Genomic DNA, 20,857 nt, shown 5'->3' on the forward strand with positions numbered 1-20,857 from the left:
GCGGCATGATCGAGGCGGTTCGCAGCAACGCCCATGGCGTGAGCGGCATGAGCCGGCAATTGAGCGACGGCTGTCATGAAGTCGCCGGCAGCAGCCAGCAGCAAAGCGCAGCGGCCAGCACCATGGCGGCAGCCGCCAGCGAGATGACCGCCAGCATCGAGGAAATCACCCGGCATGCCGAGCGGGCGCTGAACATGGCCAACCAGGCGGAGGCCCTGGCCAAGGATGGCGGGCGGGTGATCCATCAGGTGGTCAACGACATGGACGGCATCGCGCGTTCGGCGCAGCAATCGGCCCAGGTAATCCGCACGCTGGACAAGGAGTCCGAAGGGATCTTCAGCATCATCCAGGTGATCAAGGGCATTGCCGATCAAACCAACCTGCTGGCGCTGAACGCCGCCATCGAGGCTGCTCGCGCCGGCGAACAGGGCCGTGGCTTTGCCGTGGTGGCCGACGAAGTGCGTAGCCTGGCGGGACGCACCAGCGCCTCCACCCAGGAAATTGCAGCCATGGTCGCGCGTATCCAGCTCAGCACCCGTGAGGCGGTGACCAGCATGGAAGCGGGCGTCGCGCAGGTCGACAAAGGCATGGCGGTGACCGCCGACGTCGAACGCGCCATCCGCGAAATCCTTGACGCCACGCTGAGCACCACGCAACTGGTCAACGACATCACCCGCACCATCGGTGAACAGAGCCTGGCCAGCAACGAAATCGCGCACCAGGTGGAAATGATCGCCGGCATGTCTGAGGGCAACAGCCAAGTCATAGGCCGCACCGCCTCGACCACCGATGAATTGTCCACCCTGGCGGGCAAACTGTCGCAGTCGGTGGATCGGTTTCGGCTTTGAACCGCCGCAATCTGTAAGGGCCTCTTCGCCGGCAAGCCGGTCTCGCTCCCACAGGGGGGCTTCGGTGGACACGGAATTTGTAAGCGCCCGAGACCAACTGTGGGAGCGAGCTTGCTCGCGAAGGCGTCAGTCCTGACAAAGCTGACCTCCTAGAGATACTTGTCCGTCACCGCGCCTTCCGAGGCGCTGGACACGGTCTTCGCATACTTGGCCAGCACCCCGCGTTTGTATTTCGATTCCGGGCGCACCCAGCGGGTCTTGCGTTCGGCCAGCTCGGCGTCGGTCACGTCGACCGTAATCTGCCGGGTTTCAGCATCGATAGTGATCCTGTCGCCGTCTTCGATCAGCGCGATCGGCCCGCCCTCGAAGGCTTCCGGCGTGATGTGCCCCACCACGAAGCCGTGCGAGCCACCGGAGAATCGGCCGTCGGTGATCAGTGCAACGTCCTTGCCCAAGCCTTTGCCCATCACTGCCGATGTCGGCGAAAGCATTTCGCGCATGCCGGGCCCGCCCTTGGGCCCTTCGTAGCGGATCACGATCACGTCACCGGCCTTGACCTCACCATTGAGAATGCCGGTCAGGGCACCTTCCTCACCGTGATAGACCCGAGCCGTGCCTTCAAAACGCAAACCTTCCTTGCCAGTGATCTTGGCCACCGCGCCCGTGGGCGAGAGGTTGCCGCGCAACACCACCAGGTGCGAGTCCTTCTTGACCGGCTGGTCGAAGGGCAAGATCACGTCCTGGCCGTCGGGGTAGTCGGCCACGTTTTCCAGGTTCTCGGCCAGGGTCTTGCCGGTGACTGTCAGCACATCGCCATGCAACATGCCGGCGGCCAACATGCGCTTCATCAGTGGCTGGATGCCGCCGATGGCCACCAGTTCGCTCATCATGTACTTGCCGCTGGGGCGCAGGTCGGCCACCACCGGCGACACCTTGCCCAGCTCGACGAAATCATCCAGCGTCAGCTCGACATCCACGGCATGGGCCATGGCCAACAGGTGCAGCACCGCATTGGTCGAGCCGGCGAGGGCGATCACCACCCGAATCGCGTTTTCAAAAGCCTTGCGGGTCATGATGTCCCGCGGCTTGAGGTCCAGCTTGAGCAGCTCCATCACCTGCTGGCCGGCGCGGAAACTGTCCGAGGCCTTGTCGCTGCCGACCGCGTCCTGGGAGCTGGAACCGGGCAGGCTCATGCCCAGCGCCTCGATGGCCGAGGCCATGGTGTTGGCCGTGTACATGCCGCCGCAGGAACCGGGCCCGGGGATTGCCACTTCCTCGATCTGCTTGACCTGGATCTCGTTGATATCACCCCGGGCATTCTGGCCCACCGCTTCGAACACGGAAATGATATCGGTGTGGCCGGCCCCGGGGCGGATGGTGCCGCCATAGACGAAGATCGAAGGGCGGTTCAGCCGCGCCATGCCGATCAGGCAGCCCGGCATGTTCTTGTCGCACCCGCCCACGGTCACCAGCCCGTCAAAGCCCTCGCAACCGGCGACGACTTCAATGGAATCGGCAATCACCTCCCGCGACACCAGCGAATACTTCATGCCTTCGGTGCCGTTGGCGATGCCGTCGGAAATAGTGATGGTGTTGAAGATCACACCCTTGGCCCCGGCGGCATTCGCGCCTTTTTCCGCTTCGACCGCCAGCTTGTCGATGTGCATGTTGCACGGCGTGACCATCGCCCAGGTCGAGGCGATGCCGATCTGCGGCTTCGTGAAGTCCTCGTCGGTGAAACCCACGGCGCGCAGCATGGAGCGGCCGGGCGCGCGCTCTATGCCGTCCACCACTTGAGAGGAGTATTTGCGCAAATCGACTTTATCGCTCATGACTGTTCCTCACCGGCTCGCAGAAAAATCAGGATCAGTATAGTGGCGCCCGGCGCCCGTGCCCGGACCATCAAGTGGGGAACAGACGCGCGGGTTCGCCATGTCGTGATATTCTTGGCACTAACTTGCTTTGACTTATTCAGTTTGCGTGTCCACGAGACCCGCCAACAGAATCACTGTCGCTCAAGTAGCTGAAGCCAATAAAGATAAAAAACCAGTTCAGTAGGGACATATAAACTGAGGTCGATGGAACACGTCGGCCTTGTGTGCCCACCCTCCAATCGTCATGTGCGAGCACCCACGACATCTGCCTGTATGCCGTGACACAAGGGGCTCGCGAGTGAAGATGGAAGGGCGGATGGCGTTTTATCATAGGTGCTACAGATGTTTAAAAAAATGAACACAGCCCTGCTGGGGCTGGCTTTGTCGATGGGGATCACTTCCGTCCAGGCGGAAGAGGCAAAGAAAGTCGATGTACTGCTCATCGGCGGCGGCATCATGAGCGCGACCCTGGGTGTCTGGCTCAATGAGCTGGAACCCGGCACCTCGATGGAAATGATCGAGCGCCTCGACGGCGTCGCCCAGGAAAGCTCCAACGGCTGGAACAACGCCGGTACCGGTCACTCCGCCCTGGCCGAGTTGAACTACACCCCGGAAGACGACAAGGGCAACGTCCAGATCCCGAAAGCCGTTGAAATCAACGAAGCCTTCCAGATCTCCCGTCAGTTCTGGGCCTGGCAGGTCCAGCAAGGCGTGCTGAAAAACCCGCGTTCGTTCATCAACTCCACGCCACACATGAGCTTTGTGTGGGGCGATGACAACATCAAGTTCCTGAAAAAACGCTACGAAGCCCTGCAAGCGAGCCCGCTGTTCGCCGGCATGCAGTACTCCGAAGACCCGGCGGTGATCAAGAAGTGGGTGCCGCTGATGATGGAAGGGCGTGACCCGAACCAGAAAATCGCCGCCACCTGGTCCCCGATCGGCACCGACGTCAACTTTGGCGAAATCACCCGCCAGTTCGTCGCGCACCTGCAAACCACCCCGAAATTCGACTTGAAACTGTCCAGCGAAGTGCAGGACATCACCAGGAACGAAGACGGCAGCTGGCGCGTCAGCTACAAAAACCTCAAAGACGGCAAAAAATCCGAAACCGACGCCAAGTTCGTGTTCATCGGCGCCGGCGGCGGTGCCCTGCACCTGCTGCAAAAGTCCGGCATTCCTGAAGCCAAGGAATACGCAGGCTTCCCGGTAGGCGGCTCGTTCCTCGTCACCGAAAACCCGACCCTCGCCGAGCAACACCTGGCCAAGGCCTACGGCAAAGCCTCCGTTGGCGCACCGCCGATGTCGGTGCCGCACCTGGACACCCGTGTCCTGGACGGCAAGCGCGTCATCCTGTTTGGCCCATTCGCGACCTTCAGCACCAAGTTCCTCAAGGAAGGCTCGTACCTGGACCTGCTGAGCACCACCACCACCCACAACGTGTGGCCAATGACCAAGGTCGGCATCAAGGAATACCCGCTGGTCGAGTACCTTGCTGGCCAACTGATGCTGTCGGACGAAGACCGCCTCGATGCCCTGAAGGAATACTTCCCGAACGCCAAGGCCGAAGACTGGCGCCTGTGGCAAGCCGGCCAGCGCGTGCAGATCATCAAGCGTGACGAAGCCGCCGGTGGCGTGCTGAAGCTGGGTACCGAGATCGTGGCGTCGCAGGACGGCAGCATTGCCGGTTTGCTGGGTGCATCGCCGGGCGCATCGACTGCCGCGCCGATCATGCTGACCGTGCTGCAGAAGGTGTTCAAGGACAAGGTTGCATCGCCGGCCTGGCAGGAGAAGCTGCACCAGATCGTGCCGAGTTATGGCACTCAGTTGAATGGTAGCCCTGAGAAGGTGGCTGAAGAGTGGGCTTACACCGCCAAGGTGTTGGAACTGACTCCGCCGCCGGTGATCGGTCAGGCTGCTGTTCCTGCTGTTCCTGCTGTGCCTGCCGCCGCTGAACAACCGAAGGCTGTGAAAGAGAATGCTGCGAGTGATATGGCCCTGTAACTAGAGGCTGAATCAGAAGCCCACTGCACCGGTGACGGTCAGTGGGCTTTTTTTGGTTCTTCACGGAATTCCGGGAAACACTGAAACAAGAACGCCGATTTGATTGATGATGTTCGTGCGAGCAAACACATCTAACAAACCGGCGTTCTTATGCGCGATATTAATACTTTCCTTCCTTTTTGGGAGGGCTTTTCTGTCGTCACGATCAAGCCTGATAGTGACGGCCTACAGATCGATCTGACTCCCCACGCCACCCGATTCCCTTCCTGTGGCGGCTGCCAAAAACCTTGTTCAACCACACATGAGTATTGCGAGCGAACCGTTCGTGATCTTCCCATTCTCGGTCGCGCTTTACGCCTCAGCGTTTTGCTCAGGCGTGTTGGCTGTCGCGACTGTGGCAAACGCATGGAGGCCGTCAGTTGGCTGGATCGCTATGCCCGCATGACGCGCCGCTTGGCCGATGCGGTCATTCAGTCCTGCGAGCGCCTTCCAACCCTGCACGTGGCCCAGATGTTTGGGCTGCATTGGGACACCGTTCGGTTGCTGGAGCGTCGAGCTTTGCAGGCGGTGTTGAGTACGCTGCCGAAGGCGCAACCACGACGCCTGGTGATGGATGAATTCGCGCTATTCAAAGGGCATCGCTATGCCAGTGTTGTGTTGGATGCCGACACGCGACGAGTGCTATGGGTCGGCGAAGGCCGCAGCCGGGCGGCGGTTAGGCCCTTTTTCGAAGGGCTGGGGCCAGAGGGGTGTGCTCGAATCGAAGCAGTGGCAATGGACATGAACACCGCTTTTGACCTGGAGGTTCGTCAGCACTGCCCGAAAGCGCGAGTGGTCTACGACCTCTTCCATGTGGTGGCCAAATATGGCCGAGAGGTGATTGATCGGGTCCGCGTCGACGAGGCCAATCGACTGCGTCATGACAAGCCGGCTCGCAAGGTCATCAAGCAGGCGCGATGGCTGTTGCTGCGCAATCCGCAGAACTTGAAAACGCCAGAGCAACAGGTCCGCTTGGAGGATCTGCTAGCGGCCAACCAAGCGTTGATGACGGACTATTTGATGAAGGCTGAACTCAAAACACTCTGGACGCCGAGTACTGCGTGGGGCTGGCGATCGGCCTGGAAACAATGGCTGCGCCATGCTCATGAAAGCGAAATACCGGCTCTGATCCAGTTCGCCAAACGGCTAAAGGGATACTGGCGGGGCATCGTGAGCCGGGTTCGCTGGCCGATGCACACCGGTCAGTTAGAAGGGATAAACAATCGAATAAAGGTCATCAAGCGGATGGCGTACGGTTACCGGGATAGCGAGTTCTTTTTCATGAAGATCAAGAGCGTCTTTCCCGGTAATCCGTGAAGAACCAAAAATCGGTGGGTACTTCAGACCTTCCCTAGATATAGGCGTCTGTCAGAAATACAGTAAATATCTAATATATATAAAAATATCGGCAATCGGATTAGTTAATCTGAGATTGGCTTAAGATGCGAAATTCTGCCTGTTTTTTGATCAATCTGAGCTCAAACTCACATGCCATCGTCTTTCACCTCAGGCAGGCGGGCATGCATATGTGAAGTGAAGCCTGCTGGCTCACGAGCACTTGTTGTCGCAACGTTTCAACAAATACTAAGTGCGATTTCCAGATCCGTGCGCAGCCTACGGCCGGACCCCATCAATACATAATCGTATTTTTCGTCTCAAACAGACACCCATGAGAGAAAGAAAGTGAAAATCTTCCTGCTCTGGCTTTTCCGGCAAACTTCCGGGCTTGCGCTTCAGAAGACTCATCGTTAACCTTCCACCGTCGCTGCCAATTCAGCGAACGGGTGTGGTAGCCCGGTTTCTTCATAGACCCAGAACGCCTCAGGGCGTTTTTTTGTGCTGGCTGCTTTGTGGCGGCTGTGCATGGGAGGCTTCGGCCTGCCGGGTTCCTATGACCGGTCTACCACCCTGTGTACAGTCGTCTCCTTATTTAGCGTGGTAGCGGATAGGGAGGGGCTCACTCCATAGGAGCTTCACAATGTTCAAAGTAACCCCGAATCCGCCGGATGCGGACGGCTACACAGAAACCGATCCAGTGTCTCCATCCCGCAAGCCAGCCATGGCCGAGCGCCGTCCCAATCCTATCTTCACCATTGTCCCCAGCGTAAACACCGAAACCCTCCTGGTTCACGCCTGTGAAACCCTTGCCTCGGCCAGTGTCATGGCCAGTGAGTTGGCGTTTATCCTCGAAGGTCCGAAATGTAATCTGGCGTTGGCGATTCAGCAGATGATTTCGTTGGCGGAGTTGTCGGTGAATCGGGTGTTGGATCAGGTTGATCCGCAGGAGTAGGTGAGGGGGGGAATTTAACGTGTTGGGCCCTCTGCGCGATATCGGTGTTTGGGGTCTGGGGTAGGGGCGTGTAGATCCAAAGCCAGAGCAACGGCAAGATCAAAAGATCGCAGCCTTCGGCAGCTCCTACGGAGGGATGCGTACGGTTGGGGTAGATTGGTTGGGCCGTCAGGGTGCCTTCGCTGCGGTGCGGCGATCCGAGAAGCCAGCTCCTGCAGTTGGATTGCGTGCGGATCTGAGAGACAGGTCGGCTGGTAGGCCGTCTCGCTTTTGCTTTTGCTTTTGCTTTTGCTTTTGCTTTTGCTTTTGCTGTTGCGGTGCACGCCCCATCGAGAGGCCGAGTGGAGGTTCTGCGCAGTGGGCAACCCGGCATGGATGCCGGGTTAGCCGCGCACGGCCATGGATGGCCGATCGCGGCGGCCCACGGAGCAGGACCGGAGCGAGGGCATGCCGAGCCTTAGCGAGGCACCGAACGAAAGGGGCAAGAGCCCTTGGTTACTTGGGGCTTTTCCAAGTGACTCGCCGTAAGGGCGAAATCCTAAGTCGCCGTTACCGAAGAAATGGATATATACCCGGTCAAAAAGCCAGGCCAGCCATCAGGACGCCATCGCGGGCAAGTCGGATCGCCGCACCGCACGCTCCCACAGGTTCTACGCGCGAAGCGATGTTCATGGTGTCCTAGAGCTCGGGGTAATCTGATCCGTATTTTCCTGCGCCATCTGCCTCTGTAATGCACGCCGTCCCAGGCTCACAATAACGCCACACTCCGCATGCGCAGCCACCGCTGCACTGCAATCAAAAAACGTAGGAGGCCCCATGGGCAAAATGGCATTTTTCCTGGGTGGATTTCTGGTGTTGACCATTTTGATCGGCGCCCTTGCCACCATCTCTCCCGTTTAGTCCCTCCCGCGGTGCCGCTGCCGATCACACCTCTTCCCGCCAGCGCCGCGCCTGAATGAGCAGCGCCGGTGCAAAGTGCAGCATGACCATCCGCACCAGATGATGAGTCAGGATGAACACAACGTTCAGCCCGCCACTAAAGGCGACGATGGTGATGGTCTCGATGGCGCCAGGCATATACGCCAGCCACAACGTCAAGGGATCGCTGCCCAGCACCCGCCCGGCCACGCCGGCAAAGGCCGCCGCGATCAGTAGCATAAGGGTGACGGACACCAGTGCGGCGCGGCCGTGGCGCATGAGTTCCGTCAGGGGAATGTCCTTGAATTTCGAGCCAATCAGCACACCCAGCAGGACGACGGCGCTGTCGACACTCCATTGCGGCATGTGGAAGGCCGGCAGATAACCCATCTTGATGTAGACGCCGGTGACGACAATCGCAGTGAGCATGAAGGGCGCAGGGACGCCGACGCGCAGCAGCAATCGGCCAAGCACGATGCACAAGGCGATCAGCGACAGCAGGGTCAATGCCGTGCTCGTGACCAGCGGACTGCTCTCGGCAACCACCGCGCTGGTCTGCGCGGGAATGCAAAAACTGACCAGCACGGTGATTGACAGCAGGCGGACCAGGTGCACGACGATCACTTTGCCGGACGCGCGTTCGGACTCCAGCAAGTCAAACACGGCGGCGAGGGCGCCGGGGTAGACGGCCAGCAGGGAATCCTTGCGGTTCCATCCCGAGACTCTGAGCAGCCAGAAACCGGCCACGACGCTCTGGACTGCCAGGGACAGCAGCATGAACCCCAGGCTGGGCAGCATGGCCGCCGCCGTTTGGCTGTCCCACGACTTGAACATCAGCCCGGTAGCAATTCCCAAGACGATTTGCACGTAGCCAAGGCTGAGCGGCAGCGTGGGCGAAAAGCGCAGGTTGCTGGCGAACAATGCGGTCGCGAGTATCGAGCCCAGCAACAGGCCATGGGGGATACCGGCGTACTGCAGCGCGATACCGACGCTGATGGCGATCAGCAAGCAGAATAGGGTTTTCATGGGGCTGACGAATCTTCCTTAATTCTTGAAATAACCCAACGCTTGAATCGAGTCTTCTTTTCAGGGCACGCACGTTTTCCCACTTAACGGCTTGAAGCGTCAAGTGCGCCGGGCTCAATGCGGTAAAAACCCTCGCCAGCCAAAAAGCACAACGCCTCCACAGTGGGAGGCGTTGCGGGTTTTCAGCAGTACGGTTGAGTTATTTGAGATCGAATCGATCCAGGTTCATCACCTTGGTCCAGGCCGCAACGAAGTCGTTGACGAACTTCTCCTTCGAATCGCTGCTTGCATAGAATTCGGCCAATGCTCGCAGCTGCGAATTCGAACCGAAGACCAGATCGACACGGGTCCCGGTCCACTTCACTTCACCGGTTTTACGATCCCTTCCTTCAAACTCTTCGTTGTCCTGCGAGGTTGGTTTCCATTCCACGCCCATGTCCAGCAGGTTCTTGAAGAAGTCGTTGGTCAACGCTTCCGGCTGCTGGGTGAACACGCCGTGCCTGGTTTGTCCGGCGTTGATGTTCAGCACGCGCAGGCCGCCGATGAGCGCGGTCATTTCTGGCGCGCTGAGTGTCAGCTGTTGTGCCTTGTCGATCAGTAATGCCTCGGCGGGTACGCGGTAGCGGGACTTGAGGTAGTTGCGGAAACCATCGGCAATAGGTTCGAGGAAGCCGAAGGACTCCACATCCGTTTGCTCTTGCGAGGCGTCCATCCGTCCTGGTGTGAATGGCACCGTGACGTTGTGCCCGGCATTTTTCGCCGCCTGTTCGATACCGGCGCTGCCGCCCAGGACAATCAGGTCCGCCAGTGAGATTTTCTTGCCGCCGCTGTTGAACTCGCTCTGGATGCTCTCGAGTTTCGCCAGCACGTTCGCCTGCTGCTCAGGCTGGTTGGCCTGCCAGAATTTCTGCGGGGCCAGACGCAGGCGTCCGCCGTTGGCGCCGCCGCGTTTGTCGGAGCCGCGGAAGGTGGAAGCCGCCGCCCAGGCGGTTGATACCAGCTGCGAGACCGTCAGGCCCGACGCCAGGAGTTTGCTCTTGAGTGCGGCAACGTCGCTGTCGTCGACCAGGGGATGGTCGACCGCTGGGATCGGGTCTTGCCACAGCAGTTCTTCGCTGGGCAGTTCCGGGCCGAGGTAGCGCGAGAGTGGACCCATGTCACGGTGGATCAGTTTGAACCAGGCGCGGGCAAACGCATCGGACAATTGCTCCGGATTCTCCAGGAAGCGCCGCGAGATCGGTTCATAGATGGGGTCGAAGCGCAGCGACAGGTCGGTGGTCAGCATGGTCGGATTACGCCGTTTCGACGGGTCGTGGGCATCGGGAATGATGCCGGCACCGGCGCCGTTTTTCGCGACCCACTGGTTCGCTCCGGCCGGGCTTTTGCTCAGTTCCCACTCGAAACCGAACAGGTTCTCCAGGTAGTTGTTGCTCCACAGGGTGGGCGTGGTGGTCCAGGTCACTTCCAGGCCGCTGGTGATGGTGTCCGGGCCTTTGCCGGTGCCGAAGCTGTTCTTCCAGCCAAAGCCCTGGGCTTCCAGGCCGGCCGCTTCCGGTTCGGCGCCGACATTGTCCGCAGGCCCGGCACCGTGGGTTTTGCCGAAGGCGTGGCCGCCGGCGATCAGCGCCACGGTTTCTTCGTCATTCATGGCCATGCGGGCGAAGGTTTCGCGGATGTCCTTCGCTGCGGCGAGCGGATCCGGGTTGCCCTCGGGGCCTTCCGGGTTGACGTAGATCAGACCCATCTGCACTGCAGCAAGCGGGTTTTCCAGGTTACGCCCCTGCTCGGTGCGGCTCTCCTCGTTTTCCCCCGGCTCGGCAACCAGCGGGCCTTCGCCGGGCTCTTGCATGGGCTCGTTTTCCTTGCCGTAGCGGGTGTCGCCGCCCAGCCATTTGTTTTCCGAACCCCAGTAGACGTCTTCGTCCGGTTCCCAGACGTCCTTGCGACCGCCGGAAAAACCGAAGGTCTTGAAGCCCATGGACTCCAGTGCGACGTTGCCGGTCAGGACGATCAGGTCAGCCCAGGAAATCTTGCGCCCATATTTTTGCTTGATCGGCCACAGCAGCCGGCGCGCCTTGTCGAGGCTGACGTTGTCCGGCCAGCTGTTGAGCGGTGCGAAGCGCTGTTGACCGGAACCCGCACCGCCGCGGCCATCACCGGTGCGATAGGTGCCGGCGGCGTGCCAGGACATGCGAATGAACAGCGGCCCATAGTGACCGAAATCCGCCGGCCACCATTCTTGTGAATCGGTCATCAATGCGTTCAGGTCTTGCTTGAGCGCCGCAAAGTCCAGGCTTTTGAATGCTTCGGCGTAGTTGAAGCCTTCGTCCAAGGGGTCGGTCAGGGACGAGTGCTGGTGCAGGATCTTCAGATTCAGTTGGTTCGGCCACCAGTCGCGGTTTGTCGTGCCACCGCCAGCGGCGTGATTGAACGGGCATTTCGATTCGTTTGCCATGTGTGAGCTACCTTTAGGTCGTGTTCATCCGGCTATCCGGCCCGGTATGGGCGCGCAATAGCGACGAGCAAAATCAATGACTTAGGCGGCAGGGCCAGCAGTTCGATCAACTGATTGTCTTGACCACACGGGAATTCTGAACAGCGGCAATCGAGTTGCCTGCGCGGTGGCCCACGGGTGCCCTAGTCAAGCTTCGGACTCATTGGGTGTTTCCTGATCAGCGCTAAACCGGCCAGCTTATAATGCCAGCGCTGGATTAAGGTTAGACCCGAGTGCGGGAGTCAGCTAATAGGTGGAGTATTCGGGGGTGATAGGCAGAATCTTTCAGCTTGGCTTTGGGGTGAAGCCAATGGCCTCTTCGCTGGCAAGCCAGCGAAGGCGGAGTGTCAGGCGACATCAATACAGCTGAACCACCGCTTTCGCGAGCAGGCTCGCTCCCACAGTTTTGATCGCTGTCGGCCACGGATTTTGTGTACGGGTTGATAGAGTGACAATCAAAAAACCGCATAGCCCGGACCGGCGAATGCTTTACTCCGTGAATCAGACTCAAACCCGGGTATCGCTATGGCGCACTGCACATGGATTCATTGATCACCGCGGCAGCGCGGGCGCTGGCGGCGGGTGATCCGCTCGGGGCGCTGGACCGGGTTGCGCTGCGCGACGACGCGCCGGCGCTCGCACTTCGGGGCATCGCGATGGCGCAGCTCGGCGATCTGGTGCGGGCCAAGGCGCTGGTGAAAAGTGCGGTGCGGGCCTTTGGGCCGAAAGAGGCGGTGGCCCGGGCGCGGTGTGTGGTCGCCGAGGCCGAGATCGCCCTCGCTTCGCGGGATCTGGGCTGGCCGGTGAAGGCACTTGATGCGGCGCGGGTGACGCTCGAGGCTCACGGTGATCGGGTCAACGCAGCCCATGCGCGCTATCTGCAGATCAGGCGTTTGCTGCTGATCGGCCGGCTCGATGAGGCTGACGTCTTGCTTGCCGCACTCGATCCGGCACCGCTACCCCCGGTTTTGCGCGCCGCCCATGAATTGGTGGTGGCGGGGATTGCCATTCGCCGCCTGCAATCGCAGTCGGCGCACAATGCCCTGGCGCGGGCCAGGCATGCTGCCGAATTGGCCGCTATCCCGGCGCTGACCGCCGAAGTCGAAAACGCCGTACTCATACTCGACACGCCCGCCGCGCGCCTGATCGTCCATGGTGAAGAGCGGCCCCTGTTGCTGGATGAGGTTGAAGCGCTGCTGGGCTCAACGTCACTGGTGGTGGACGCGTGTCGTTACAGCGTACGCGGCACCGGCATGTCGGTTGCCCTGGCCACCCGTCCCGTGCTGTTCACACTGGCAAGAATGATGGCCGAGACCTGGCCCGGTGACGTGTCGCGCGAAGCGCTGATCGCCGGTGCCTTTCGCTTGAAACTGACGGACGAATCCCATCGTGCCCGGTTGCGTGTGGAAATCGGCCGGTTGCGGGCAGCGCTCAAACCCTTGGCCGGAGTGATGGCGACCCCGCGCGGATTCGCCCTGGTGCCTTTGGTGTCAGCCGACGTGGTGGTGCTGGCGCCACCGGTCGATGAGAAGTTTGCCGCGGTGTTCGCCTTCCTCGCCGACGGCGAGTCATGGTCGAGTTCCGCCCTGGCGCTGGCCCTCGGCGCCAGTCAGCGCACCGTGCAGCGCACCCTCGAGGCGCTGGCGGCGGCCGGCAGGGTGCAGTCGTTCGGTCGCGGGCGCGCGCGGCGCTGGATGACCCCGCCGATACCGGGTTTCGCGACGACCTTGTTACTCCCGGCGCCACTGCCGAGTGACTAGGATGAACGCCATCAACCCGCGACGAGGAAGCCAGCATGAAAAGCTCAACCGCTGAAATACTGCGTGAATATGGCCCGTTTCCCGGTGTCGACACTGTCCATGGCCTCACCTGGGACGGCCGGCAGGTCTGGTTCGCCAGCGGCGAAAAACTCAACGCTTTGGACCCGGAAAGCGGCAAGACACTGCGCTCGATCGATGTCACCGCCGATGCGGGCACGGCCTTCGACGGCCAGTACCTGTTTCAGATCGCCGCGGATCGTATCCAGAAAATCGACCCGCAGACCGGGCGGGTGGTGAACACCATCCCGGCCCCGGGCGGCGGTAATGATTCGGGGCTCACCTGGGCCGAAGGTTCGCTGTGGGTCGGCCGCTATCGCGATCGCAAAATTCACCAGATCGATGCCGAAACCGGGACGATTTTGCGCACGATCGAATCCAACCGCTTCGTCACCGGGGTGACCTGGGTCGAAGGGCAGCTGTGGCATGGCACCTGGGAAGGGGACGAGAGTGAATTGCGCCGCGTCGATCCGCACACCGGCGAGGTCCTGGAAAGCCTCACGCTGCCGGAGGGCGTCGGGGTGTCGGGACTTGAATCCGATGGCGGCGACCGGTTTTTCTGCGGCGGTGGCAGCAGTGGCAAGGTGAGGGCGGTTCGGCGCCCCAAATGAGACGCCGAACCTGCTCAATCAATGCACGCGTAGACCACCAGTTCCACCAGCATCTCCTCCCTGGCCAGCCCGGCGACCACCACGGCCGCGCGGTTGGGGTAGGGCGCCTGGAAGTACTCGGTGTAGAGCCCGTTCACCGTGGCCAGGTAGCGGCGGTCGGTGACGTAGATCAGCACCTGGGTCACGGCATCGAGCGAGCTGCCGGCGGCCTCCAGGGTATGGCGCAAGTTGTCCAGGGTCTGCCGGGTCTGCGCTTCGATGCCACCGGTGACCACCTGGCCCTGGCGGTCGATGGGGATCTGCGCGGTGTACAGCGTGCCGTTGCCGACCACCGCCCATTCCAGGGGCGCACGCGAGGCGAAGAGGTCGGTGTGGATGGCGTATTTCATCGATAGTTTCCTGACAGCAGGCTTAATGATGTTCAGCGGGCGTCGCTGCTTTCGCCGGCACCGCGGCGTCGGGACTCTTCAGTGCTTTCCACCAGCACCTGTTCACCCAGTTTTTTCAACATGACCCAGACCTCGTCGTCGACCTCCAGGCCGCCGGCGAGCTGGCGGGCGGGGAGCGGCGGGTCGCCGGGGGCCGCGTCCTCGGCGCTGAGCCGTGGCAGCAGGGTGAAGTGCCGCGAGATCAACACATTGATGCTTTGCTCGTCGCTGCGGGCGGAGGGTGGCAACTTGTAGACCCGCAAGGACGGCGTGCTTTGCCCGGCGGCCAGGGTGGCGACCAGTTCCTGGCGAGCATCGCGCCAGTAGACGCAAAAGTTCAGCCCCTGTTCGGCGCAGCGCGCCAGGTAGCCAAGCAGCAGGATGCGGTTGTGGCAGTGGCGGATCCGGACCTGCGCACTGCCGCCGCGCAGGGCCTTGCTTACGCCCAGTTCGATGGCCAACAGGCTGCCCAGCACCGCCCAGGCGAGGATCTGCCAGTACAGGCCGAAAAATTTGGTCGACCAGGCGAACAGCGTGTTCACCAGAATCGACACACCACGCTGCCGCCCGAACATGAAGTGTCGTGCATCAAGGCGCTGAAAAAAGCTTTCCCCGGCTACCCGTTGCGCATCGATCCGAACGGCAACTGGTCGCTGCAAACCTCGATTCGCATGGCCGAATTGCTCGGCGACGACCTGCAGTTTACCCTTGGCAGGAGCCGGATGAAGAGGTGATCAAGGGCGGCAAGCTGCCGATCGTCGACGGTTGCGTGCAGATCACCCGTGCACCGGGATTGGGGCTGGAACTGGATCACGATCAATTGGGCAAGCTGCATGACCAGTACCTGACCTGCGGCATTCGCCAGCGCGACGACGTGAAGCAGATGCAGCGTTACAAGCCGGAGTGGAAGGCGGTCAAACCGCGGTTTTGAATTCAGTCAACAGACGCTCGATCTGCGCCAGCTCCCAGGTGCTGAGCAAACTGACCGGGTCGGTGCGTTGCCAACTGTCGAACACGCCCTCGCGGCCGTCCGGGCTCTGGCAGCGCTGGCAGTGACGCAGGTGGTTGCCGTCGACGTCGAGGGTCAGCCGCCAGCCCTCGATATCGACCTGCACCAGGCCAGGCCCGGACTGTTCGCCGAGGCGCTGCAAAGGGCGAATGCCCAGGGCGGCATCGCGCAATGCCTGATAAACGTCGCGGGCGGTAAGCGATGTCACGGGTGTCTCCGTTGGGTGGGGGGTGTAGGAGCAAGCTTGCTCGCGATGGTCATAAACGATAACGCGTTTTTTCTGAATGAACGCGTTTCTGTTGAGGCCATCACGTAAAGATCAAAAGATCGCAGCCTTCGCCAGTTCCTACGCCGACCGTGTTCAACCCGGAAATCGCAGGTGTTCGCAAATCCTGTAGGAGCCAGCTTGCTGGCGAAGGCGCCTTCATTGGCGCTGCAAGGCTTGAGGCCGCCTTCGCTGCGGTGCGGCGATCCGACAAGCCAGCTCCTGCAGGGTTGGTGTTTTCCACAATCCCGCGGTGCGCAGGTGATTGTGTCGATACCGAAAGCGGCGATTTTGGCGATCGCCCGGGCAGCCCGTGAATTTGCGGGTTATTGCAGGTATAAAAAAACCCGGCAGACGAGGCCGGGTTTTTCGTTGAGTGCTGCGGTAAAACCATTCATTTACGCCGCACGGCTTTCGATCAAACGATCCGAACCACCTTCAGCAACGCGGTTTTCGATCAAACGATCCGAACCATCGGCAGCCACGCGATTCTCGATCAGCCGATCCGAACCATCGGCAGCAACCCGATTTTCGATCAGACGATCCGAACCATCAGCAGCAACGCGATTCTCGATCAAACGATCCGAACCACCCTCAGCCACACGGCTTTCAATCAGACGATCCGAGCCGCCTTCAGCGACAACCGGGTGAGCAGAGGTAGCGGCGAAAGCGTTAGCTGCAAAAACCGAGAAAGCGATGCTGAGAAGGATTTGGCGTTTCATGATTGTGTGCTCCGGGTGTAGTTGTTTGGTATGGAGCTGATGTTACGCCCCGGAGTTTTTAAGAGAACTTCATTGGGTTGATGATGACTATCGACGCCGGCAATGGGTGGTTTTGTGCACAACGCCCCGTTTTTGTTTGCCTGGCCAGCCGATATCAGAGAAGCTCCCCGGGCCCGTCTCGGGCAGGTTGGCTGCATGATCGAATGGTTCAGGGATGGGTTGAATGACACTCAGGGTGATGGTGGTCGGTGGCTACGGAAACTTTGGCAGCATCGTTTGCAGGCATTTGATCGCGATGCCAGGCGTAGCGCTGGTGATCTCGGGGCGTGACTCATACAAGCTATTGAGCAAGGTCGATGAGCTGCAAGCCCGGTCAGGCCGAGTCTGTGAAAGTTGGTGTGGCGATGCCATGGGCCCTGCGTTCACCGCCACCCTGCGAGCGATGGGCATTGAGTGGGTGATCCACACCGGCGGCCCATTTCAGGGGCAATCCTATGCAGTGGCACGAAGCTGCATCGACGCCGGGGTGAATTACTGCGACCTGGCGGACTGTCGCGCCTTCGTTAATGGCATTAAAGCACTGGACCCACACGCAAAACAGGCAGGCGTGGTCATTCTCAGCGGCTGCAGCTCGGTGCCGACGCTGTCATCCGCCATCATCGATCAGTATCGCCACCGTTTTCAGCGCATCGACTCGATCGAACACGGCATCTCGTCATCGGCCAAGATGCCGGGGCTGTCCACCGTCGAGGGCGTGCTGGCTTACGCCGGCAAGCCCATCAAGCAACTCAGGAACGGCCAGGTGCATGAAGTGTCGGGTTGGCAGGACCTGACCCTTCGTAAAATGCCGCAGCTGGGGACACGGGTACTGGCCAATGTAGACGTGCCGGACATGGATATCTTCCCGGGTCGCTACGGGGCCAAGACCTTGAGATTCAAGGCGGGTTCGGGCCTCAAGCTCGGCGGTGTGGCTAACGGGTTGCTCGCCGAAGCGCTGAGAATCGGTCTGGTTCATGACCCTGCGGTCTGGGCGGCACGCTTGCATCGCTGGGGTACTCGGTTCGAGCGCTTTGGCGATGGTAAAAGTGCGATGTACATCGACGTCAAAGGGCAGGGTAGCGATGGAAAACCGCTGTCCATGACGGCGCAACTGACGGCCAATAATGACAATGGCCCGCAGATTCCGAGCTGTGCGGCCGTAGCCCTGGTGGCGAAAATCGTCCAGGGCTACTGTCCCGAACCCGGTGCCCGAGCCTGCGTGGGCGAAATCAGTGTCGACGAGTACATGGCTGCCATCAACGATCCGGCAAATCTGCACCTGTGCGTACACTTCTCCGACGAGCAGTCTTGAACATGCTCTACCTGTGCCTGAAATACCTCCACGTCATCGCCGCGATCTTTCTGTTTGGATTCGGCATGGGCTCCTACCTGTATTTGATCGCGGCCAGCCGCACGGCCAACCCTCAAGTGATCGCCCACGTGGCCAGGATGGTGGTGCGGTTCGACACCTGGATTACCACGCCGGCTGGCTTGATTCAAATCGCGACCGGCTACCTGCTGATGCAGCTGTCCGGACTGCCGTTGACCACGGAATGGATTCTGACCTCGCTGATCATCTTTCTGTGCGTCGGTTCGCTTTGGCTTCCGGTGTTAGTGTTACAGAAGCGACTTCATGTCATGGCGTTGAGTGCGGTCGACACAGGACAGGATCTGAACGATGAGTATCGGTCGGTTTACAACAAATGGTTCTGGCTGGGGATTGTTGGTTTTACGGGGATGTTTGTGATTGTGATGATGATGGTGACAAAAATGACGCCGGGGCAAATGGTCGGGATGTTGGGGATTCAGCCATGGGTTTAAGCAAACGCGAGCAAGCGCATGTCGAACGGCTGCTGGTCGCCACGCTGACCGAGGCGTGCGAGACGGCCAAGGCGGAACTGGTCGGGTTCGCCTGGTTGACCCACGAGATCGATTACGCCGAATTTCCTTCCAGCCTGAGGGTGATCTGGGTCTTCGAGACTCAGGCGCAAAAGGATCAGGTGCTGGCGAGCGGGCAGGGTGCGCGCATGATTGAACTGACAGCCCGGGCGTTGAATACGGCTCAGGTTTCGCTCAGCCCGGTCTCGGCCCATGTGCAGTTCGATTCCGAAGAGGAATGTCAGCGTGCCAACGGCGGGAACTGGCCGCAGCGTCTGGCGCGCAAGCACTCGCCGCGCAGGTGATTGGCCCCCCACGCCGGCGAGCGTGCAGCCACGGGCTGACTCACACCAACTTGCAAAACCCGAACCTTCCCTGCAGGCGACCGGCAACCCGATAGACACACTGACACGAACTATAGTGAGTGATCCGGTGCGTTGCGGGTTATGGAAGAAGCCCGATCGGGCGGCAAATCCACGAAACCAGGCGTGCCGACTGTCCTCTCACGCAGGAGGTAAACCCGAGCCTGATCGGATGAGCAGGCGAGCTTTGCGATTCACCTGAGTGCGCGTAAACGACGTCTTTAAATACCACTGCCAGAGGCGACTTTGAACCGGTGTGCGTTAAAGACGATTTTTTTACATTTTCAATCAGGAGATCATCATGTCCCAGCTCGAAAAAGTACTCTACACCGCCAAAGTCCACACCACGGGTGGACGGGACGGCGCCTCGCGCAGCGATGATGGCCGTCTCGACATCAAGCATTCGTCCCCCGGCGGCCCGGGCGACGGCACCAATCCGGAGCAGTTGTTCGCCGCCGGTTGGTCCGCCTGCTTCATTGGTGCGATGCAGGTGGCGGCGCGCGAAATGCAGGTCAAGCTTCCGCCTGACCTGAGCATCGATGCTGAAGTTGACCTGGGCACCAATACGGGCGGTTACCTGCTCCAGGCTCGCCTCAACATCAAACTGCCAGGCCTGGACCAGGAAACGGCCCGCAAGCTGGTGGATAAAGGCCACCAGTTGTGTCCGTACTCCAAGGCCACGCGGGGCAATATCGAGGTCGAGATCAACCTGGCCTGAACCTGAACGGTCATCGCAAGGGGGAGGCCGGCGCTCCACCCTTGCGATGGATGGGCAGGCAAAGTCGATACGCTGCAGCGGTTTGTATCTGTACGTATCCACCAGCCCGACAGCTACCTTCGCATACAAATCCATGGGTCTGGCGACACTTGCGCGATACACGGCGGCCGCTCAATAGAGCCACCGCATCCGCGGCAAACCTGGCGCGGCCTTGCCGTGTAATCCTCTGGAGAATTGCGATGTCCTCTATCAACTTCCGTAACACCGCCGGCCTGTTCGCCGTTGCCGCCACTGTGGCGCTCGCTGCCTTTGCAGGCGTTTCCCAAGCCCAAGAGCCGGCAAAAAGCTGGCAGACCGGGATCCACCGCACGGATCTGTTGAAACGCGACCTGGATGTTTCCGGGCGTGAGGTGATCCAGGTTGTTGTTGATATCGATCCGGGTGTGTCATCGCCCAAGCATTCTCATCCCGGTGTGGAAGTCGCCTATGTCCTGGAGGGCACGTTTGAGTATCAGCTCGAGGGGCAGCCACCGGTCACGCTCAAGGCCGGCGAATCCCTGTATATCCCCGCTGGCACTGCGCATGTCGCGAAGAACGTCGGTGCGGGCAAGGCGTCGGAACTGGCGACCTATATCGTGAAGAAAGGCGTGCCGGCTGTAGAGCTGTCGAAATAAGCGACCGAGATTGGCAACCCATGCCAGTGGGTTAAACGCAGGTCCTGTGGGAGCGGGCTTGTCTCCGGGCGGCGATCCGACGAAAGCGGTCTTTCAATCAACATCAATGTTGAATGTATGGCCCTCTTCGTCGGATCGCCGCCCGGAGACAAGCCCACTCCCACAGGTTCTGCATTTCAATTGACGTCTTGCGACGCTGTAATCCATTTGCCGACCGTCGGCGCCTGCCACTGCTCCAGCGCATCGATCAGCGCAGACGGATCGGTGTCGAAGATCAGCATCTGGCTGTGTTCGCTTTTCATGAAACCCTCTTTCACGGCATGCTCGAGAAGGCTGCGAACCGGATCGAAAAAAGCGCCGATATTCAGGCAGGCGATGGCTTTCTGGTGTTCACCCAGTTGCGTCAGGGTGGCCGCTTCAAACAGTTCTTCAAAGGTCCCCAGGCCTCCTGGCAATGCAATGAAAGCATCGGCCCATTCACTCATGCGCGTCTTGCGGCTGCGCATGTCTTGCGTCACTTCGTGTCGGGTCAGTCCGGGATGAAGATGCCCGAGTCCGAACAGCAGATCGGTAATGATGCCGACCACTTCACCGCCTTCGGCGAGCACGGTATCGGCCATGACCCCCATCAAACCCTTGTGGGTCCCGCCATAGACCAGGCGTATGCCGCGTTTGGCGATTTCCCGGCCGAGGGCCCGGGCCCCTTCGGCATACGCGGGGTTGAAGCCGAAGTTGGAGCCGGAGAAAACGGCAATGCTGCGAAGCGGGGCAGCATCGGATGATTCCCGGTGGATGGCAAGTACCGATGATGCAATCCGCCGCACTGGCGAGAAAGGTCCAAGAA

General features: G+C 60.3%; 18 protein-coding genes and 2 pseudogenes. 12 read left to right on the forward strand and 8 right to left on the reverse strand.

Features of this window, described 5'->3' with window-relative positions:
* The first annotated feature begins 122 nt into the window (after nt 1-122).
* A complete protein-coding gene (locus ACA067_RS12180) occupies nt 123-848 on the forward strand; it encodes a methyl-accepting chemotaxis protein (RefSeq protein ID WP_412072258.1) in 726 nt (241 codons plus the stop codon).
* A gap of 149 nt (nt 849-997) precedes the next feature.
* On the opposite strand, the gene ilvD is transcribed toward ACA067_RS12180, so the two are convergent.
* Complete coding sequence (gene ilvD, locus ACA067_RS12185) at nt 998-2,680, reverse strand: dihydroxy-acid dehydratase (protein ID WP_497461983.1); 1,683 nt, start codon at nt 2,678-2,680, stop codon at nt 998-1,000.
* 384 nt (nt 2,681-3,064) lie between these two features.
* Here ilvD and mqo point away from each other — a divergent pair, with 384 nt between their 5' ends.
* From mqo to ACA067_RS12200, 3 genes are all read left to right on the forward strand, one after another.
* A complete protein-coding gene (gene mqo, locus ACA067_RS12190; RefSeq protein ID WP_064678278.1) occupies nt 3,065-4,723 on the forward strand; it encodes a malate dehydrogenase (quinone) in 1,659 nt (552 codons plus the stop codon).
* Between the two features lie 150 nt (nt 4,724-4,873).
* Nucleotides 4,874-6,079, forward strand: a complete 1,206-nt coding sequence (locus ACA067_RS12195) for an ISL3 family transposase (protein WP_497461984.1) — start codon at nt 4,874-4,876, stop codon at nt 6,077-6,079.
* A gap of 661 nt (nt 6,080-6,740) precedes the next feature.
* Nucleotides 6,741-7,052: a DUF6124 family protein gene (locus ACA067_RS12200; protein WP_497461985.1), complete on the forward strand. Its 312-nt coding sequence runs from the start codon at nt 6,741-6,743 to the stop codon at nt 7,050-7,052.
* Between the two features lie 924 nt (nt 7,053-7,976).
* On the opposite strand, the gene ACA067_RS12205 is transcribed toward ACA067_RS12200, so the two are convergent.
* Together ACA067_RS12205 and katG are read right to left on the reverse strand one after the other, a co-directional pair.
* Entirely contained in the window at nt 7,977-8,996 is a 1,020-nt protein-coding gene (locus tag ACA067_RS12205; RefSeq protein WP_497461986.1) for an AbrB family transcriptional regulator, read from the reverse strand.
* A 199-nt stretch (nt 8,997-9,195) separates the two neighbouring features.
* Nucleotides 9,196-11,451 carry a catalase/peroxidase HPI gene (katG, locus tag ACA067_RS12210; protein WP_497461987.1) on the reverse strand — a complete coding sequence of 752 codons (2,256 nt, stop codon included), beginning with the start codon at nt 11,449-11,451 and terminating at the stop codon, nt 9,196-9,198.
* 578 nt (nt 11,452-12,029) lie between these two features.
* On the opposite strand from katG, the gene ACA067_RS12215 reads away from it, so the two are divergent.
* Nucleotides 12,030-13,250 carry a helix-turn-helix domain-containing protein gene (locus ACA067_RS12215; RefSeq protein WP_497461988.1) on the forward strand — a complete coding sequence of 407 codons (1,221 nt, stop codon included), beginning with the start codon at nt 12,030-12,032 and terminating at the stop codon, nt 13,248-13,250.
* A 35-nt stretch (nt 13,251-13,285) separates the two neighbouring features.
* Complete coding sequence (locus ACA067_RS12220; RefSeq protein WP_497461989.1) at nt 13,286-13,918, forward strand: Vgb family protein; 633 nt, start codon at nt 13,286-13,288, stop codon at nt 13,916-13,918.
* 14 nt (nt 13,919-13,932) lie between these two features.
* Here the strand turns inward: ACA067_RS12220 and ACA067_RS12225 are convergent, their stop codons facing one another.
* Entirely contained in the window at nt 13,933-14,307 is a 375-nt protein-coding gene (locus ACA067_RS12225; protein WP_497461990.1) for a RidA family protein, read from the reverse strand.
* A gap of 32 nt (nt 14,308-14,339) precedes the next feature.
* Entirely contained in the window at nt 14,340-14,921 is a 582-nt protein-coding gene (locus ACA067_RS12230) for a hypothetical protein (RefSeq protein ID WP_497461991.1), read from the reverse strand.
* Here ACA067_RS12230 and ACA067_RS12235 point away from each other — a divergent pair.
* Nucleotides 14,907-15,277 (forward strand): annotated as a pseudogene (locus ACA067_RS12235) (glucarate dehydratase); the annotation flags it as partial. The gene ACA067_RS12230 and the pseudogene ACA067_RS12235 sit on opposite strands and share 15 nt — an antisense overlap.
* Here the strand turns inward: ACA067_RS12235 and ACA067_RS12240 are convergent.
* Both ACA067_RS12240 and ACA067_RS12245 read right to left on the reverse strand, forming a co-directional pair.
* Nucleotides 15,261-15,563: a DUF7693 family protein gene (locus tag ACA067_RS12240; protein ID WP_497461992.1), complete on the reverse strand. Its 303-nt coding sequence runs from the start codon at nt 15,561-15,563 to the stop codon at nt 15,261-15,263. The pseudogene ACA067_RS12235 and the gene ACA067_RS12240 overlap by 17 nt on opposite strands.
* A 458-nt stretch (nt 15,564-16,021) precedes the next feature.
* Nucleotides 16,022-16,342 (reverse strand): annotated as a pseudogene (locus ACA067_RS12245) (hypothetical protein); the annotation flags it as partial.
* 223 nt (nt 16,343-16,565) lie between these two features.
* Between ACA067_RS12245 and ACA067_RS12250 the strand changes: the two are divergent.
* From ACA067_RS12250 to ACA067_RS12270, 5 genes are all read left to right on the forward strand, one after another.
* Nucleotides 16,566-17,693, forward strand: a complete 1,128-nt coding sequence (locus ACA067_RS12250; protein WP_497461993.1) for a saccharopine dehydrogenase family protein — start codon at nt 16,566-16,568, stop codon at nt 17,691-17,693.
* Nucleotides 17,694-17,695: 2 nt separating this feature from the next.
* Nucleotides 17,696-18,202, forward strand: coding sequence for a DUF2269 family protein (locus ACA067_RS12255; protein WP_497462766.1), 507 nt, complete (start codon nt 17,696-17,698; stop codon nt 18,200-18,202).
* Nucleotides 18,193-18,564, forward strand: a complete 372-nt coding sequence (locus tag ACA067_RS12260) for a hypothetical protein (protein ID WP_497461994.1) — start codon at nt 18,193-18,195, stop codon at nt 18,562-18,564. The genes ACA067_RS12255 and ACA067_RS12260 overlap by 10 nt, the downstream gene beginning before the upstream one ends.
* A gap of 358 nt (nt 18,565-18,922) precedes the next feature.
* The gene (locus ACA067_RS12265; protein WP_497461995.1) at nt 18,923-19,339 is read left to right on the forward strand and encodes an organic hydroperoxide resistance protein; all 417 of its coding nucleotides are present in this window, start codon (nt 18,923-18,925) and stop codon (nt 19,337-19,339) included.
* Between the two features lie 239 nt (nt 19,340-19,578).
* The gene (locus ACA067_RS12270; RefSeq protein ID WP_497461996.1) at nt 19,579-20,013 is read left to right on the forward strand and encodes a cupin domain-containing protein; all 435 of its coding nucleotides are present in this window, start codon (nt 19,579-19,581) and stop codon (nt 20,011-20,013) included.
* Between the two features lie 176 nt (nt 20,014-20,189).
* On the opposite strand, the gene ACA067_RS12275 is transcribed toward ACA067_RS12270, so the two are convergent.
* Nucleotides 20,190-20,837, reverse strand: coding sequence for an LOG family protein (locus ACA067_RS12275; RefSeq protein ID WP_497461997.1), 648 nt, complete (start codon nt 20,835-20,837; stop codon nt 20,190-20,192).
* Nucleotides 20,838-20,857 lie beyond the last annotated feature (20 nt).

The sequence above is a fragment of the Pseudomonas sp. LBUM1674 genome (genome assembly GCF_059695635.1).

What these genes read in the sequence shown, in the direction of transcription:
- ACA067_RS12200 (WP_497461985.1), top strand. Translation starts at nt 6,741, where the DNA reads ATGTTCAAAGTAACCCCGAATCCGCCGGATGCGGACGGCTACACAGAA.
- ACA067_RS12220 (WP_497461989.1), top strand. Translation starts at nt 13,286, where the DNA reads ATGAAAAGCTCAACCGCTGAAATACTGCGTGAATATGGCCCGTTTCCC.
- ACA067_RS12255 (WP_497462766.1), top strand. Translation starts at nt 17,696, where the DNA reads ATGCTCTACCTGTGCCTGAAATACCTCCACGTCATCGCCGCGATCTTT.
- ACA067_RS12230 (WP_497461991.1), bottom strand. Translation starts at nt 14,921, where the DNA reads ATGTTCGGGCGGCAGCGTGGTGTGTCGATTCTGGTGAACACGCTGTTC.
- ACA067_RS12180 (WP_412072258.1), top strand. Translation starts at nt 123, where the DNA reads ATGGCGGCAGCCGCCAGCGAGATGACCGCCAGCATCGAGGAAATCACC.
- mqo (WP_064678278.1), top strand. Translation starts at nt 3,065, where the DNA reads ATGTTTAAAAAAATGAACACAGCCCTGCTGGGGCTGGCTTTGTCGATG.
- ACA067_RS12250 (WP_497461993.1), top strand. Translation starts at nt 16,566, where the DNA reads ATGACACTCAGGGTGATGGTGGTCGGTGGCTACGGAAACTTTGGCAGC.
- ACA067_RS12260 (WP_497461994.1), top strand. Translation starts at nt 18,193, where the DNA reads ATGGGTTTAAGCAAACGCGAGCAAGCGCATGTCGAACGGCTGCTGGTC.
- ACA067_RS12195 (WP_497461984.1), top strand. Translation starts at nt 4,874, where the DNA reads ATGCGCGATATTAATACTTTCCTTCCTTTTTGGGAGGGCTTTTCTGTC.
- ACA067_RS12265 (WP_497461995.1), top strand. Translation starts at nt 18,923, where the DNA reads ATGTCCCAGCTCGAAAAAGTACTCTACACCGCCAAAGTCCACACCACG.
- katG (WP_497461987.1), bottom strand. Translation starts at nt 11,451, where the DNA reads ATGGCAAACGAATCGAAATGCCCGTTCAATCACGCCGCTGGCGGTGGC.
- ilvD (WP_497461983.1), bottom strand. Translation starts at nt 2,680, where the DNA reads ATGAGCGATAAAGTCGATTTGCGCAAATACTCCTCTCAAGTGGTGGAC.
- ACA067_RS12270 (WP_497461996.1), top strand. Translation starts at nt 19,579, where the DNA reads ATGTCCTCTATCAACTTCCGTAACACCGCCGGCCTGTTCGCCGTTGCC.
- ACA067_RS12205 (WP_497461986.1), bottom strand. Translation starts at nt 8,996, where the DNA reads ATGAAAACCCTATTCTGCTTGCTGATCGCCATCAGCGTCGGTATCGCG.
- ACA067_RS12225 (WP_497461990.1), bottom strand. Translation starts at nt 14,307, where the DNA reads ATGAAATACGCCATCCACACCGACCTCTTCGCCTCGCGTGCGCCCCTG.
- ACA067_RS12215 (WP_497461988.1), top strand. Translation starts at nt 12,030, where the DNA reads ATGGATTCATTGATCACCGCGGCAGCGCGGGCGCTGGCGGCGGGTGAT.